Here is a 15,277-nt window from a genome sequence, read left to right on the forward strand (position 1 = left end):
GGCATGCTTCACCCTTTGACACTCCCCAGCAACAGACCTTGGATGTAATAACGCTGCAATGCCAGGAACAGCAGCAGCACCGGAACCACCGTGACCACCGCGCCGGCCATCATCATTTCAACGTCCATGATGTGCTCGCGCGAGAGCGTGGCCAGGGCCACCGGGAGAGTGTAGTGCTCCTGGTCGGTCAACACGATCAAGGGCCACATGAAATCGTTCCAGGCCGCCATGAAGGTGAAGATCGACAGGGTCACCAGCACCGGCTTGAGCATCGGCAGCACGATCTGGAAGAAGATCCGCAGCTCCCCTGCCCCGTCGATGCGGGCCGCTTCGAGCAGCTCATCCGGGATCGAACGGGCGTACTGGCGCACCAGGAAGATGCCGAACACGGTGGCCAGCGCCGGCACGATCACGCCACCGAAGTTGTTGACCAGGCCCAGCTGCTTCATCAGCAGGAACAGCGGCAGCATCGCCACCTGCGCGGGGATCACCAGTGCGGCCAGCAGCAGCTGGAAGATGCGCTCGCGGCCGGCGAAGCGCAACTTGGCGAAGGCGTAGCCGGCCATGGTGTTGAGCAGCAGCGAGCCGAAGGTGATGGCCAGCGACACCATCAGGCTGTTGACGAAGTTGTTGGCCATCCCGGTGCGCGCGAACAACTCGTGGTAGTTCGCGGTGGTCAGCGAGGACGGCAGCAGCGGCGGCGGGAAATGCGCCGCCTCGCCGGTCGGCATGAACGACACCGACAGCATCCACAACAGCGGCGCCAGGCTCAGCGCGGCAAGCACCAGCAGGCCACCATTGACCCACCAGGCATGCCAGCGCGATTGACCGATTTCACGACTCATACCAACTGCCTCTTGCGGCCGAAACGCAGCATGATGCTGGTCACGCCCAGGATGATCAGGAACAGCAGGAACGCCACCGCGGAGGCGCGGCCCAGGTTCCACCACTTGAAGCCTTCTTCGAACATGAAATACAGCACGCTGACCGTGCTCTGCAGTGGGTCGCCACGCGTCATCACGTAGGGCTCGGCGAACAGCTGGAAATAACCGGACACGGTGATCACACCGACCACCAGCAGTACCGGGCCCAGCATCGGCAGGGTGATGTGCAGGAACTGCTTCCAGCGCGAGGCACCGTCGATGCGCGCGGCCTCGTACAGGTCATGCGGGATCGCCTGCAGGCCGGCCAGGAAGATCACCATGTTGTAGCCGAAGTTCTTCCACACCGCGAACAGCATGATGGTCGGCATCGCCCAGTTCGGGTCGCCCAGCCAGTCAATCGGGCTGATGCCCAGATGGCCCAGGCCGTAGTTCACCAGGCCGTAGCTGGTATGGAACAGGTAACGCCAGATCACCGCCACCGCCACCAGGGTGGTCACCACCGGGGCGAACAGCGCGGTACGGAACAACGCCTTGAAGCGGGCGGCCGGCGCGTTGAGCAGGATCGCCGCGCCCAGCGATACCGCGATCGACATCGGCACGCCGACGATCACGAAGTAGGTGGTATTCCACAGCGACTTCCAGAACATCGGGGTCTGCAGCAGATCGATGTAGTTGCCCAGGCCGACGAAACGCAGGTTTTCGCCATCGGCCAGTGCGTACAGATCGAAATCGGTGATGCTCAGCGCCAGCGCCGAGAACACCGGCAGGCCGAAGAACACCGCGATGACCAGGATGGCCGGGCCGGCAAACATCCAACCGGCAAGCGAACGCTGCTTCATGGTGCCGCCTCCGTTGCGACCGCACTGGAGTGCTGCTTGTCGCTTACGCCAGACGAGTCCTGGCGGTGCTGCTCATGCATCCAACGGCGTTTGGCGAGGACCTTGTCCACGCGCTTGTCCAGTTCTTTCACTGCTACGTCCTGATCCATGCCACCACGCACCACCTGTTCGGTGATGATCCGCATTTCCTGCACGATGCGCTCCCACTCCAGCACTTTCGGCGTGGGCTTGACCCGCTCGAGCTGATCGCGGAACGGCTGCGCCAACGGGTCGTTGGCCAGCGAGGGGTATTCCCAGGTGCTGCGCCGTGGCGGCAGGTCACCGATGATCGAATGGAAGCGCTCCTGGATCGCCGGGCGCGACAGGAACTCGATCAGCTTCCACGAGGCTTCCTTCTGCTGCGAAGAACGGAAGATCACCAGGCTGGTACCCCCGGCGATGCCGGCGCCGGGGCCGTCCGGACCCGGCAGCGCAGCGGTGCCCCACTGCCCCTCCAGCGCCTTGGGCTGCAGCTTCTTGAACTCGCGGATGTTCCAGGGGCCGGACACGTAGAACACGTTGAAGCCGCGGAAGAACTCATCCCAGACGTTGGAGATCTGCGTCTCGGACATGCGCGGGGCCCAGCCCTGCGCGAACATGTTTTCGTAGAAGCCCAGCGTCCTGCGGAAGCCGGGGCTGCTGAAGTTGCCACGGGTGTCATCGTCACGCAGCAGCGGATCGGGCTGCTGCAGGGCGAAGGACAGCTGCTGCTCGAACTCGTTGATCGGCATCAGCACCGCATAGCGGTTCGCGCCCTGCATCTTCTTGATCGCCGCCATCATCTCGTTCCACTCGCCCCAGGTACGCGGCGGGTGGTCATAGCCGGCCTTGGCCAGCATGTCCTTGCGGTAATACAGCAGGCGCGTATCGACGTACCACGGCACGCCGACCAGTTCGTCATGGATGACGTTGGTGTCCCAGATGCCCTGGAAGTAGTCGGCCGGGTCCACCACCTTGGACTGTGCCACATAGGGCTGCAGCGGGGTCAGGGTGTTGAGCTCGGCGAACTCGGGAATCCAGGTGTTGCCCAGCTGGCACACATCCGGCAGCCCGTCGGCCGCGAATGCGGTTAACAGTTTTTCATGCGCGGCCGTCCACGGGATGTTCTGGACATCCACATGAATGCCCGGGTTTTCCGCTTCAAACTCGCGGATCAGGCCGGTGACCACTTCGGCCTCGCGGCCCATCGCCCAGAAACGCACGGTGACCCCTTCCGGTTCTTTCCGGCAGGCACTCAACAACAGGCTGCCGACCAGCAGCAGCAACAGACTCAACCCCAGCTTCGGGCGCGACGACGATGGCACTGCTTACTTCCCCTGCTGCTGGTTGCGGTTCGAATTGGAATTGTTCTTCTGTTCCTGGGCGGCCGCCGCGCGCGATTCGGCGATGCCGACCGAGCGGGCCGAGGCCGCCTTTTCATCTTTCTGCAGTTCCATCGGCTGATCCTCGCCTTCCGGAGTCAACCAGCCACCACTGAAGCCGGCACGCTCCAGACCCTTGCGGATATGGGCGTTCTTCTTCATCACATCCCAGACGAAATCGTTCCGGTAGTTGGCGATCATGGTCAGGATCGGGCCTTGGTCGATACCGATGTAATCGCTGGCCACCCAGCCGCGATCCGGCACCAGGCGACCGGTCTTGATCGGGATGTCGTAGTTGAAACTCGGGTTGAACGAATCCAGGAAGCCGTAGCTGGAATAGATGTAATCGCCATAGCGCTTGTGCATCTCCACCGCGGCCGGGATGACTTCTTCCGGCGCGAACACGATCGAGGCGATCGCCGCGGTCGGCGCGATGGTGCCGTCATCGAAGTTCTCGCGCAGGCCGGCGCCGCGCGAAGAGTAATGGCGGAACTGGCGCTGCTCGCCCCGGTATTCCTGGGTGGTGTTCTGCGGACCGTCGCTGGCGGTCAGGCCCCATACGTTCTGGCCGTAATCCTTCCAGTTCATCGGGTTGGCGATCGCGTACTCGCGCTGCGCCAGGGCGGCCGAACGGCTGTTGAGGAAGTAGGTACTGCCCCGCTCGCGCATGTAGGCATCCTGGATGTCGCGGAAGTCCACCCACACATGCGTGTACTGGTGGCCGAACAGCGGGCCGAAGGACAGGTATTCCTGGCCCTGGTAGACGCCCCAGTCGTTGTCGTAGGTACGCGTCCAGACCGTCCAGGCGTCCGGGCTGACCGGGTGGGTGGGCGAGCCGAGCGCGAGGATGTAGACCATCATCGCCTCGTTGTAGCCCATCCAGTCGTGGTCGATGAAGCCGCTTTCCGGGAACCAGCCCATCGAGATCAGCGGCGCGCGCTGCTGCAGCCACGGCCAGTCCACGCGCTTGTACAGCGTATCGGCGATCTCGCGGATCTCTTTTTCGCGCGCGTCGTCACCGTCGTAATAGGACTGCGCGAACAGCACGCCCATCATCAGCAGCGCGGTATCCACGCTGGACAGTTCCACCCAGCTGTCATAGCGGCGGCCTTCCTGCATGTCCAGGAAGTGGTAGTAGAAGCCTTTGTAACCGCCCTTGCCGGTGCGCTGCGGGCCCATCGGCAGGTCGCGGAAGAACTTCAGCGTCAGCAGGGTGCGGTCGATCGCCTGGTTGCGGCTGACCCAGCCGTTCTCGATGCCGATCGGATAGGCGGTCAGCGCATAGCCCACCGAGGCGATGCTGGCGAACGGGCGCGACGGATAACGGTCCGGGCTGAGCCCGTTGACCTCGTTGGTGGTATCCCAGAAGAACTGGAAGGTGCGGCGCTCGATATCGTCGAACAGCGGCGGCAGCTCCGGCTTCATCGGCCGCGGCGGCACGTCCGCCTCGACCAGGATCACGGGCGGCTTGGGCTTGGCCGGCTCCTGCTGGGCCTGCGGCTGGCAGGCAGCGACGGCGAGACTGATCGTCGCGGCGGTCAACAGGTGGCGTGCCTGCATGGGCCAACTCCTTCTACAGTGTTCGTGACTGGGAAGCATAACGTCCAATGACCTGAAATCGTTTACAGAACGCGGCCTAAAAAAACCACGCAGGCGTGGTCCAAAGCCGCGGTCATTGCCCAGGCCGCTGCCACCCTCCGTGGCACCGGCCTGGACAATGGACTGGCCCGAAGGCCAGCCATTGCCATGAAACCGGCCCCGTCCGAAGACGGGGCCGTGTGCTGCATCAGAAGCGGAAGCCGACTTCGGCCTTCACCTGGCGCGGCGTACCGACGATATCGCCGGTCTCGTTGTAGCTGGCCTGCAGCTTGCCGTCGGTCTTGAAGTAGTTGTAGGTGGCGAAGTTGTCGAAGTTGAACACGTTGATGATGTCGATACGCGCGTACAGCTCGGTATCGCCCGCCATCTTGAACGTCTTCGTCGCCTGCAGATCGACCGAACGGTAGCCGAAGATCTTGCCACCCAGCAGGAACTTGCCATTGGCGTTGGGCACCGCGGCCTGCGGCGTCGGCAGGTCGTAGCCACTGGCCTGCGGCACGCCGTACCAGTCGTTGACGGCCGTCGGGGTGGCCAGGGTGACCTTGCCGCCGAAGGTGATGCCCCAGAAGCCCGCGTACGAACCGGTGACCACCAGGCGGTGGCGCGGCGCGCCGTTGGAACGGATGGTCGGATAATCTTCGATCAGGCCGCGGTCGAACGCGTACTTCTCGTTGATGTCGCGGTTGTGGCGCGCGGTGGTCCAGGTGTAGGCCACCGAGGTGCCCCAGCCGCTTTCCTGGGTGAACGGCTTCTGCGCCGACAGCAGGACCTGGGTCGCACGGGTCTTGATGCCCTGCTGGCCGATGATCAGGCTGCCGAAGCCCGGCACGTTGCAGCTCCAGGCCTGGCTCAGGCCCGGGTCGGTGCCGCCGCACAGGCGCGGGTCATCGAAGAACTGGCCGGTCGGGTAACGGTTGCCCAGGGTGAAGGCGAAGCCGTCGTAGCTCAGGGTGCGGGAGATGGTGGCATCGGTCAGCCACTCACCCACCTGGTTGCTCATGCCGAAGCTGAACTGATCCGAGTACGGCACCTTGAGGTTGTTGTTCAGCAGGTCCACTTCCAGACCGGCATTGCTGGTCGAGCCGACCAGGGCCTGCAGGTTGCCGATCCCGTTGAGCAGGTTCGGGTTCCAGTCGTAGCAGGCGGCCTGGCCGTTGATGCAGGTGCCGGTCGACGGGTTGCGGAAGTAGATGGTCGGCTGCGGCAGGGCCAGCTTGGTGGTTTCCAGCTGCAGGTTGTCGAACAGGTCGCGATCGTACGAACGACCGGCACCACCGTGGAACACGTGCTGCTCGTCGGCGTTGAGGTCATACGAGAAGCCCAGGCGCGGCTGCCAGGCATCCTTGAACGCCTTGCGGTTTTTGCCGGTGCTGATGTAATCGCCGATGTTCAGGCCACCCAGCGCCAGCGAATCGGCGTAGGTCTGGCCAGCGGCCGCGCGCGGATCCTGCGAGTAGATCGCGTCGACCACCTGCTGCGGGGTCACGAAGTCCAGGTAGGACGGCGTCTTCTCGTAGTCCCAACGCAGGCCGAGGTTGAGCTGCAGGTGGTCGTTGACCTGCCAGTCGTCCTGGATGAACAGGCCGATCTGCTTGGACTTCGAACGCACTTCGCCCGACACGCCCGACACGCCGGTCACCGGCTTGACGAACTGCGCCTTGTACGGGATGGAATCCGGGAAGTCCGGATCGCCCAGGGTGTAGGTGAAGGTCGGGTTGATCTGCGCAGCATCGGATGCGTACAGGTCGATCTGCTTGTACTTGGCGCCCATCTTGATGGTGTGGTCGCCCGCCCACTGGATGCCATCCAGGGTCAGGTTGTCTTCGATCGACCAGCCCTTCTGGCCCTTCACCTGCGAATCCAGCGCCGATGCGCCACCGATCTTCACCACGGTGCGGTCTTCGGTGCCGTCCGGCGCGGTGTAGGTGATGCCGTTGGCCAGGGTCAGCGGGGTCGGGTTGTTGAACGAATCTTCGTGGGTGACCATCAGTTCGTTGTAGTAACGCTCGCCGCTGTGGTTCCAGCGCAGGGCGTAACGACGGTCGGTGTTGACCACTTCACGGCCGGCTTCCGGCGCGGTCTGGCCGCTGAACTGCGACTGGGTTTCATCGCGGTCCTGGAAGGTCAGCTCGATGCGATCGTTGTCGGTCGGCTCGAAGTCGACCTTGGCGAAGATCAGATCCTGCTGGAACGGCTGGCTGGCCGGGCCGAGGCCGGCGGCGCCTTCCGGCGGCAGCAGGGCGGCAGCTCGGCCGACCGCGCCGTCAGGCGCGATGGTGACCGGCAAGTCGAAGCGCTTGGCTTCATAGGTCACGAAGAAGTGGGCCTTGTCCTGGATGATCGGACCACCCAATGCAAAACCGTATTCCTTCTCGGCCGATGCCTCTTTCGTCTGGCCAGCCTGACGCTCGGCCGGGGTCTTGGCGCGCATGTCTTCGTTGGTGTAACGGTAGAAGGTTTCACCCTTGAACTCGTTGGTGCCGGACTTGGTGGCCGCGGTCACGGCCGCGCTCGACACCTGGCCGTACTCGGCCTTGTAGTTGCCGCTGATGACCTTGTATTCGCCGATCGCCAGCTGCGGGAACGGGTTGCCGGCGCTGCCGGACTGGCCGGCCACGCCGCCGCCCTTGACGTAGCTCTTCTGGCCCACGCCGTCGATATAGACGTTGGTGCCGTCGGAGTTGGTGGCACCGCCGCGCAGGGAGGTGTTGCCCTTGGCATCACGGGTGAAGATCAGGCCCGGCACCGCGTCGGCGAATTCCAGGAAGTTGCGCGACACCTGCGGGGTGGTCTGGATCTGCTGCAGGCTGACGGTCTTGCCCACTTCGGAGGTACGCACTTCCTGCAGCAGGGTCGGTGCAATGACGTTGACCGTGTCCAGGTTGGTGGCGTTGGCAGTGCTGCCGTTGGCCGGCGCGCCGCTGAAGTTCAGGGTCGCGGTGGAGGCCACGGTGACCGTCACCTTCTGCGTCTGGCCATTGGCCACCACGTTGTAGGTGCCCGGGTCCAGGCCCATCAGCGAGTAGCTGCCATCGGCACGGGTGGTGGCGCGGCGCACGGTGCCGCTGGCCACGTTGGTGGCGGTGACTTCGGTGCCGGCGGCAGCCTCGGCGACCTGGCCGCGCAGCGACGAGGTGGCCGACTGCGCCATCACGCTCGGGGCGGCGCCCAGCATCAGGCAGGTGACCAGCGCGCTGGACAACAGACTGCGTGCGGGCGCGCGGTTGCGGTGATTGGAATACGTCATGTAACTCTCCGGGTGGTGGTGGCCGTCTTTGCGGCCCCTGTCGTTTTATGTGGTGCGTTTTTTTAGGGCGTCACGACCAACGGTCGTGACCTACTGCTGGGTTCTGGCTTTGCTCGAATCACGCACGATCAGGGTCGGCACGAGCGTCTGCTTGTCGCCGGCCCCTTCTGTGTTGTTGCCATCCATCAACTGCAACAGGCGCGTCGCGGCCTTATCGCCGAGGTCGGCGATACTCACCTGCATCGTTGTCAACGATGGGTGAACGAAACGTGCCAGCGGAATGTCATCGAAACCCGCCAAGGCGACATCGGCCGGCACCCGGACACCTGCCTGCGCGAACGCATACAGACACCCCAGCGCCATCATGTCGTTGGCGGCGAACACCGCATCGGGCAGCGTGCCGGCTGCCAGCAACTCCTGTCCGGCGCGATGGCCGGAAGCTTCGTCAAAGTCACCGGGCAACTCGATCCCTTCGGCAGCATCGCCGAAGGCCGCCAGCGCATCGCGGAAACCGCGCAGGCGCTCACGGGCGTCGTAGTTGAGGTCCGGACCGGAAATGAAGGCGATGCGCCGATGCCCGACGTCCAGCAGGTGACGGGTCATGGCCATCGCGCCGGCATGGTCATCGATGCTCAGCACCGGATGATCCTGCTCGGGCAGATACGTGTTGATCAGCACCGTGGGCAACGACTGCGGCAGGTTGTCGGTCAGGAAGCCGGGGCTCTCGGCATACGGCGAAAGCACCAGCAACCCATCGACACGACCGCGCATGGCCCGCAGGGCCGCGCCCTGCTGCTCCTGGTCACCGTGGTAACTGGACACGAGCAGATGCTGGCGACGCTCGCGGGCCACCCCATCGATGCCACGCATCAGTTCGGAGAAGAATTCGCCATAGAGATCGGGCAACACCACGCCAATGGTGTTGGTCCGTCGGCTGCTCAGGCTCCGGGCCGCTGCATGCGGGGTATAGCGCAGTCGCGCTGCCACCTCCAGCACCAGCTTGCGCACGGGCTCGGCAACATTTTCATGGCCATTGAGTGCGCGCGAGACCGTGGCAACAGAGACACGGGCTTCACGGGCGACATCTTTGATAGTGATCGCTGCCTTGTTCACTTCGCCGCCCTCCACGGCTTAGAGATCTGGGCTTGGCGCGGAATGTAAGCGTTTTCAAACCCGAATGTAAACACTACGTTAGCCTCATGTCGTACGGCGGTAACCAAAAGCTGTCCATGTCGGCCCCTTTCGGGACTGGCCAGGACAAGGCGGGACAAGGGTTTCAGCGGTTTTTGACCGGTGTCTCGGCACGGATGGACAACGCGTGGATATCGGTCTCCATCATCGTTCCCAGGGCCGCATAGACGGCCCGATGGCGCGCCAGCGGGAGCTTTCCTTCGAAGGCTGCGCTGACCACGTGCACCTTGAAGTGCCCCCGGCCGTCACGCGCGCCCTCATGGCCGGCGTGGCGGTGGCTGTCATCCTTGACCTCCAGCAGTTCCGGATCCAGTGCCTGCTGCAGCGCCTGCCGGATGCGCTCGACCCGGTTCATGGCAGGACCTTGCGGAACGGACGCACCTGGACGCGCACGTAGACGCCCGCCTCTACATACGGATCGGCGGCGGCCCAGTCCTGGGCGTGGGTCAGCGAATCGAACGCGGCGATCACCACGCTGCCACTGAAGCCGGCCGGGCCGGGATCTTCGCTGTCGATGGCCGGGCACGGGCCGGCCAGCAGCAGCCGCCCCTCGTCCTGCAGGGCCTGCAGCCGGGCCAGATGGGCCGGGCGCGACGCCAGACGGGCGGCCAGCACATCGGTGCCGTCATAGCCTTCAATCACATACCACACGGGCAACTCCGAGGTCTTGTTGAATCAATCCCGGGCATTCTAGCGGGGCTGGCTGGACACTGGCGCGGCAACCCCGTAGTCTTATGTCCATTGCACGTGGCTGGATGCAGCGCCCCGTCGGCAACCGGCTCCACCGCCAGCCGACGACCGATCCACTGCCCCACACCAGCACACGTAGACGACCTCCCCGTAGTTCTGTCGCTGCCCATCGCGGCGCGCCTTGCTGTTTGAAGTGTGGAATCGCGCCGACCCAGGCGTGTCATGGCTTGCCATCCTGCCGCCCGGGACCGTTCCGGACGCTGGCATGGTGCGGCGACCGGTCCGTTGCAATACTGACGTCTATTTGATGACTGCCGAACTCGCGCCCGACGCGAACCCGCCAATCCGAGTGCCCGCCCCACAGCAGCAGGAAATGCCGCTGGCCGTGGTGCATGGACAGCCGGTCCTGCAGATTCCGCAGGACCTGTACATCCCGCCGGACGCGCTGGAAGTCATCCTGGATGCGTTCGAGGGTCCGCTGGACCTGCTGCTGTACCTGATCCGCCGGCAGAACCTGGACATCCTGGATATCCCGGTCGCCGAGATCACCCGCCAGTATGTCGAGTACATCAACGTCATGCAGGAGCTGCGCTTCGAACTGGCGGCCGAGTACCTGGTGATGGCGGCGATCCTGGCCGAAGTGAAGTCGCGGATGCTGTTGCCGCGGCCGCCCAGCATCGAGGGCGAGGAAGCCGATCCGCGCGCCGAGCTGGTGCGCCGGCTGCAGGAGTACGAACGTTTCAAGCAGGCCGCCGAGGACATCGACAGCCTGCCCCGCCAGGACCGCGACACCACCGTGGTCCACGCCTTCGTCCCTGACCGCGCGGCCGTCAAGCTGCCGCCGCCGGTGGATCTGAAGGAAATGCTGATGGCGCTGCACGACGTGCTCAAGCGCGCCGAGCTGTTCACCGGCCACGCGATCAAACGCGAGGCACTGAGCGTGCGCCAGCGGATGGGCGACGTGCTGGGTCGTCTGGAAGACGGCAGGTTCTACCGGTTTGAAACGCTGTTCACCGCCGAAGAAGGCAAGCTGGGGGTGCTGGTCACCTTCCTGGCCCTGCTGGAACTGGCCAAGGAACAGCTGCTGGACATCGTCCAGGAAGCTCCGCTGGCGCCGATCTACGTCAAGTCCCTGGCCGCCGGCAACACCAACGAACCGCTGCAATTCAACAGCGAGTTCGACGACAACGACGCCGCCGCCAACGAATCCGACTGAGCACCCGACCCACGCATGGATCAACCGCTGATCAACCGTATTGTCGAAGGCGCCCTGCTGGCGGCCAGTGAGCCGTTGACGCTGGCGCAGCTGCAGGGCCTGTTCCCGGAAGAGGAACCGGCACCGCCGGGCAGCATCGAACGCGCGCTGGAACTGCTGCGCGAAGGCTGCCAGGACCGCGGCGTGGAGCTGGTCGAGGTGGCCTCCGGCTTCCGCTTCCAGGTCACCAGCGAAGTGCATGGCTACATCACCCGGCTGTGGACGGAGCGCAAGACCCGCTACACCCGTGCCACGCTGGAAACGCTGGCATTGATCGCCTACCGCCAGCCGATCACCCGCGGCGAGATCGAACAGGTCCGCGGTGTGGCGGTCAGCAGCAACATCATCCAGGCCCTGGAAGAGCGCGAATGGATCCGCGTGATCGGCCACCGCGACGTGCCCGGCAAACCGGCGCTGTTCGGGACCACCAAGGGCTTCCTGGATTATTTCGGGCTCAAGCGCCTGGACGAACTGCCGCCGCTGTCCGAGTTGCGCGACCTGGGCGAGCTGGAACCGCAGCTGCCGCTGGACAGCGAAGGCCAGCCGGCCGGTCGCCTGCCCGCCGGCGCGGCGACCCCGGAGGCCGAGCTGGAGACGGACGCGGCCAATGATGACGCCACTCCAGCACCGGCGGACCCGGCGGACCCAGTGGACCCTGCAGCGGCCCGGTTGGCAGCCCGCGTGGCGCTGGCCTCGGCGCGACTGGCGGAGCAACTGGCAGAACCGGACAATAGCGAGGCGCCCGATGCTGCAGACGCCACCGACACCCCATCCCATGCGCCGTTGTCGCTTGCCGACGACGACGCGGATACGACCGCCAGCGATGGCGAACCCGATACCGCGCCGGGAGAGCGCGCGGCGCCCCAGAACGAAACCGGAAACAACGCCGTCGCGAAGACGACCGTGGCTGTTGACGAAGCCGATCCCGAACCAGAGGCCGACGCATCCGTTGCCGGCCGGAGCCAAGTAAATGAGTGACACCCCCCGCAAGCCATCGTTGAACAAGCTTTCGCTCAAGCGCGAATCCGCCTCCGAACAGCCCAAGCTCGAAGAGCGCCTGCACAAAGTGCTGGCGCAGGCCGGCCTGGGTTCGCGCCGCGCGCTGGAACAGCGCATCGCCGATGGCCTGGTCAAGGTCAATGGCGAGGTCGCGCAGACCGGCCAGTCGATCAAGAGCGGCGACAAGGTCGAGCTGGACGGCCGTGGCTTCGTCGCCACCGCGCTGACTGAAACGTCCCGCGTGCTGGCCTACAACAAGCCGGAAGGCGAAGTGACCACGCGCGAAGACCCCGAAGGTCGCCCGACCGTGTTCGAAGCGCTGCCTGCCCTGAAGGGCGCGCGCTGGATTGCGATCGGCCGCCTGGACATCAACACCACCGGCCTGCTGCTGGCGACCACCGACGGTGAGCTGGCCAACGCGATGATGCACCCCTCCTACGAGGTCGAGCGCGAGTACGTGGTGCGCGTGCGCGCCCCGGAAGGCGAAGAGAAGGTGCCCGACAGCATCGTTGACCGCCTCGCCCGTGGCGTCGCGCTGGAAGACGGCCCGGCCAAGTTCGACGAGATCGAACGCATCGGCGGCACCGATTCGCACGACTGGTTCCGCGTGGTGGTCAAGGAAGGCCGCAACCGCGAAGTGCGCCGCCTGTGGGAATCCCAGGGCTGCCAGGTCAGCCGCCTCAAGCGCACGCGCTACGGCAAGGTCAGCCTGCCGCGCGAACTGCTGCGTGGCCAGTCGGTCGAACTGCCGGCCAAGCAGGTTGAAGCGCTGCGCGCCGAACTGAAGCTGGAAGAAGGTGCCCCGTCGGCACTGACCCTGCAGCCGGTGATCGGTCAGCGTCGTGCCGCCAAGACCACCGTGCGCGTTTCGCGCGACGGCGGCCGTGGCAACGCCTACGTCAACGGCCACAACTCGGCCGATGAAGGCCGCGAACTGCGTCGTTTCGACAACGTGCGCGAAGAGCGCGGCCGTGGCCGCGGCGGCAAGGGCGGCGGCTTCAAGGGTGGCCTGACGGTCAGCGGCGAAGCAGCGGCCAAGCAGTCGCAGCGCCCGTTCAAGGCTCGCCCGGACAAGGGCAACCGGGCACTTCCGGAAGGCAACCCGGCGGCGTTCCGCAGCTGGTACGTGCCGGACGGTGTCAGCACCGGGCCGAGCGGCCACCGCAATGCCGGCCCGGGCGCTGCCCGTGGTCCCGGCGCGCGTGGTCCGGGCGCCGGCGCAGGTGCCGGTGGCCAGGGCCGTCCGTATGGCAAGCCGAAGGGTCCGGGTGGCGCAGGCGGCCCGGGGCGCGGCAGCTACGGCGGCGGTGCTGAAGGTCGTGGCGGTTACGCCGGCGGTGGCGAAAGCCGTGGCGGCTACGGTGGCCAAGGCCGTCCGGCCGGTCCGGGTGGCGGTGGCAACCGCGGTGCCCAGGGTGGCCAGGGTCCTTCCCGCCATCCGTACGGTCATCCGGGCAATGCCCCGAGCTTCCCGTCCGATCACGCCAATCCGGGCGCCAGCCCGTACGGCAGCGCGCGTCCGGCGGGTAACCGCGGTCCGGGTGGTCCGGGTGGCAACCGTGGCCCGGGTGGTCCCGGCGCACGCGGCCCGGGTGGCGCCAGTGCGCGCGGCCCCGGCGGTCCCGGTGGCAACCGTGGTCCGGGTGGTCCGGGCGGCAACCGTGGCCCGGGTGGCCCCGGTGCTCGTGGTCCCGGCGGCCCGGGCGGTCGCCCCGGCGGCAACCGCGGCCCGGGTGGCGGCGGTCACCGTGGTGGCGGCCCGCGCGGCGGCTGATCAGTGACACAAAAAAACCCCGGCTTCGGCCGGGGTTTTTTGTTGGGTCAACTCACCCTCAACGGCGTTCGATGGTGAAGCGCCCCACCCCAATGCCCAGATCCCAGCCCTTGCCGGTCCCGGCCAGGGCCAGCGATACATCGCCCTTGGTCATCACCTGCGCATTGCTGGATTTGTCCGCGCCGGCGTGCGCTTCAACGGCCGCATAGGAACCGATCAGGTCGTTGACCGAGTAGGCACCGGAGAACTTGCCCTTGCCGTCGACGATCTTCGACTTGCCCACGGTGAGGCCGCCGCCCTTGGCGGTGATCTTGACCGGGATGCGGGTGCCGTTGTCGCACTGGATGGTGCCGGTCCCCGAGGCGGTCTTGTACAGCACCGACCAGCCGGCCAGGGTGTAGTGCAGCTCGCAATCAATGTTGCCGGCGGCCTGTGCGGCCGGGATGCCAGCCAGTGCGATCAATGCCAGGGAGAACTTCTTCATGCAGGTCCGCTCGTACTGAAGGGGTAACGAGCCGAATCTAGCAGCGCGCGCGTGTGGCGCGGATGATGCGTATCGCGCGCCTCCGGCATCCGTTCAGCCATCAACTGCGTTCCTGCAGGCTGAAGCTGTCCGCATCGAGCATCGCCGGGAAGCGCGCACGGTGCGCGGCCAGTGCCGCCGCCGAGATCGTGGTGGTGACCACCTGCTCGCGCTCGTGTACTTCCACCTGCGGCTGGCCGAGGAAATCGATCACGGCACTGTCGCCGGCGTAATGCAGTTCGTTGCCGTCCACACCGATCCGGTTGACCGCCGCCACATAGCAGAGGTTCTCGATCGCGCGCGCGCGCAGCAGCGTCTTCCAGGCATAGGCGCGGGCCGACGGCCAGTTGGCCACGAAAATCTGCAGATCGAAATCCAGCTGGTCGGCGCGCTCGACGTTGTAGCGGTTGCGGCAGAACACCGGGAAACGCAGGTCGTAGCAGACCTGCGGATTGATCCGCCAGCTTTTCCATTCCACGCACAGGCGCTCGCGGCCAGCGGCATAGCGTTCGTGCTCGCCGCCGTAACGGAACAGGTGGCGCTTGTCGTAGTACTCAAGCTCGCCCTCCGGCGTGGCCCACAGCAAGCGGTTGTAGACGCCCTCGCCCACCCGCAGCTGCACGCTGCCGGTGACCGCCGCGCCCAGCCGCACAGCCTGCTCGCGGATCCAGGCGACGGTGGGGCCGTCCATGCCCTCGGCCTTGTCGATGGCCTCGTTGGAGAAGCCACTGGTGAAGGTCTCCGGCAGGATCACCAGATCGGTCCGCCCGGCCAGCGGCGCCAGCAGCGCACCGTAATGCGCGCGATTGCCCGCCGGGTCGTGCCAGCGGGTGTCGCCCTGGATCAGGGAAATGCGCAGATCCTGCAGCCCGGTCA

13 protein-coding genes are annotated in these 15,277 nt (G+C 65.7%); 3 read left to right on the forward strand and 10 right to left on the reverse strand.

Annotation, left to right across the window (positions count from 1 at the left end; genetic code table 11):
- Positions 1 to 8: 8 nt before the first annotated feature.
- The 8 genes from BCL79_RS04770 to BCL79_RS04805 form a co-directional block, all read right to left on the reverse strand.
- Positions 9 to 845 (reverse strand): carbohydrate ABC transporter permease, encoded by an 837-nt coding sequence (locus tag BCL79_RS04770; RefSeq protein WP_019182882.1) that lies wholly within the window; start codon positions 843 to 845, stop codon positions 9 to 11.
- Entirely contained in the window at positions 842 to 1,723 is an 882-nt protein-coding gene (locus BCL79_RS04775) for a carbohydrate ABC transporter permease (RefSeq protein ID WP_019182881.1), read from the reverse strand. Before BCL79_RS04775 ends, BCL79_RS04770 begins: the two co-directional genes overlap by 4 nt.
- The gene (locus BCL79_RS04780; RefSeq protein ID WP_226956633.1) at positions 1,720 to 3,036 is read right to left on the reverse strand and encodes a sugar ABC transporter substrate-binding protein; all 1,317 of its coding nucleotides are present in this window, start codon (positions 3,034 to 3,036) and stop codon (positions 1,720 to 1,722) included. The genes BCL79_RS04775 and BCL79_RS04780 overlap by 4 nt, the downstream gene beginning before the upstream one ends.
- 33 nt (positions 3,037 to 3,069) lie before the next feature.
- Complete coding sequence (locus tag BCL79_RS04785; protein ID WP_121038093.1) at positions 3,070 to 4,683, reverse strand: glucoamylase family protein; 1,614 nt, start codon at positions 4,681 to 4,683, stop codon at positions 3,070 to 3,072.
- A gap of 226 nt (positions 4,684 to 4,909) precedes the next feature.
- Positions 4,910 to 7,969, reverse strand: coding sequence for a TonB-dependent receptor (locus BCL79_RS04790; RefSeq protein ID WP_121038096.1), 3,060 nt, complete (start codon positions 7,967 to 7,969; stop codon positions 4,910 to 4,912).
- Between the two features lie 90 nt (positions 7,970 to 8,059).
- A complete protein-coding gene (locus BCL79_RS04795; protein WP_121038099.1) occupies positions 8,060 to 9,097 on the reverse strand; it encodes a LacI family DNA-binding transcriptional regulator in 1,038 nt (345 codons plus the stop codon).
- A gap of 148 nt (positions 9,098 to 9,245) precedes the next feature.
- Positions 9,246 to 9,515 (reverse strand): BolA family protein, encoded by a 270-nt coding sequence (locus tag BCL79_RS04800; protein ID WP_121038102.1) that lies wholly within the window; start codon positions 9,513 to 9,515, stop codon positions 9,246 to 9,248.
- Positions 9,512 to 9,811: a YciI family protein gene (locus BCL79_RS04805; protein ID WP_019182875.1), complete on the reverse strand. Its 300-nt coding sequence runs from the start codon at positions 9,809 to 9,811 to the stop codon at positions 9,512 to 9,514. The genes BCL79_RS04800 and BCL79_RS04805 overlap by 4 nt, the downstream gene beginning before the upstream one ends.
- Before the next feature lie 346 nt (positions 9,812 to 10,157).
- On the opposite strand from BCL79_RS04805, the gene BCL79_RS04810 reads away from it, so the two are divergent.
- From BCL79_RS04810 to BCL79_RS04820, 3 genes are read left to right on the forward strand one after another with little or no spacing between them, the layout of a single operon-like run.
- Complete coding sequence (locus tag BCL79_RS04810; RefSeq protein WP_121038105.1) at positions 10,158 to 11,066, forward strand: segregation and condensation protein A; 909 nt, start codon at positions 10,158 to 10,160, stop codon at positions 11,064 to 11,066.
- 15 nt (positions 11,067 to 11,081) lie between these two features.
- The gene (gene scpB / locus BCL79_RS04815; RefSeq protein WP_121038109.1) at positions 11,082 to 12,083 is read left to right on the forward strand and encodes an SMC-Scp complex subunit ScpB; all 1,002 of its coding nucleotides are present in this window, start codon (positions 11,082 to 11,084) and stop codon (positions 12,081 to 12,083) included.
- A complete protein-coding gene (locus BCL79_RS04820) occupies positions 12,076 to 13,878 on the forward strand; it encodes a pseudouridine synthase (protein ID WP_121038112.1) in 1,803 nt (600 codons plus the stop codon). The genes scpB and BCL79_RS04820 overlap by 8 nt, the downstream gene beginning before the upstream one ends.
- Before the next feature lie 58 nt (positions 13,879 to 13,936).
- Here the strand turns inward: BCL79_RS04820 and BCL79_RS04825 are convergent, their stop codons facing one another.
- Both BCL79_RS04825 and BCL79_RS04830 read right to left on the reverse strand, forming a co-directional pair.
- Positions 13,937 to 14,362, reverse strand: coding sequence for a hypothetical protein (locus BCL79_RS04825; protein WP_121038115.1), 426 nt, complete (start codon positions 14,360 to 14,362; stop codon positions 13,937 to 13,939).
- A 100-nt stretch (positions 14,363 to 14,462) separates the two neighbouring features.
- Positions 14,463 to 15,269, reverse strand: coding sequence for an amidohydrolase (locus BCL79_RS04830; RefSeq protein WP_121041134.1), 807 nt, complete (start codon positions 15,267 to 15,269; stop codon positions 14,463 to 14,465).
- Positions 15,270 to 15,277 lie beyond the last annotated feature (8 nt).

Origin of the sequence: Stenotrophomonas rhizophila (genome assembly GCF_003651185.1) — a bacterium.
In the GTDB taxonomy this organism is placed as follows: Bacteria; Pseudomonadota; Gammaproteobacteria; order Xanthomonadales; family Xanthomonadaceae; genus Stenotrophomonas; species Stenotrophomonas maltophilia_Z.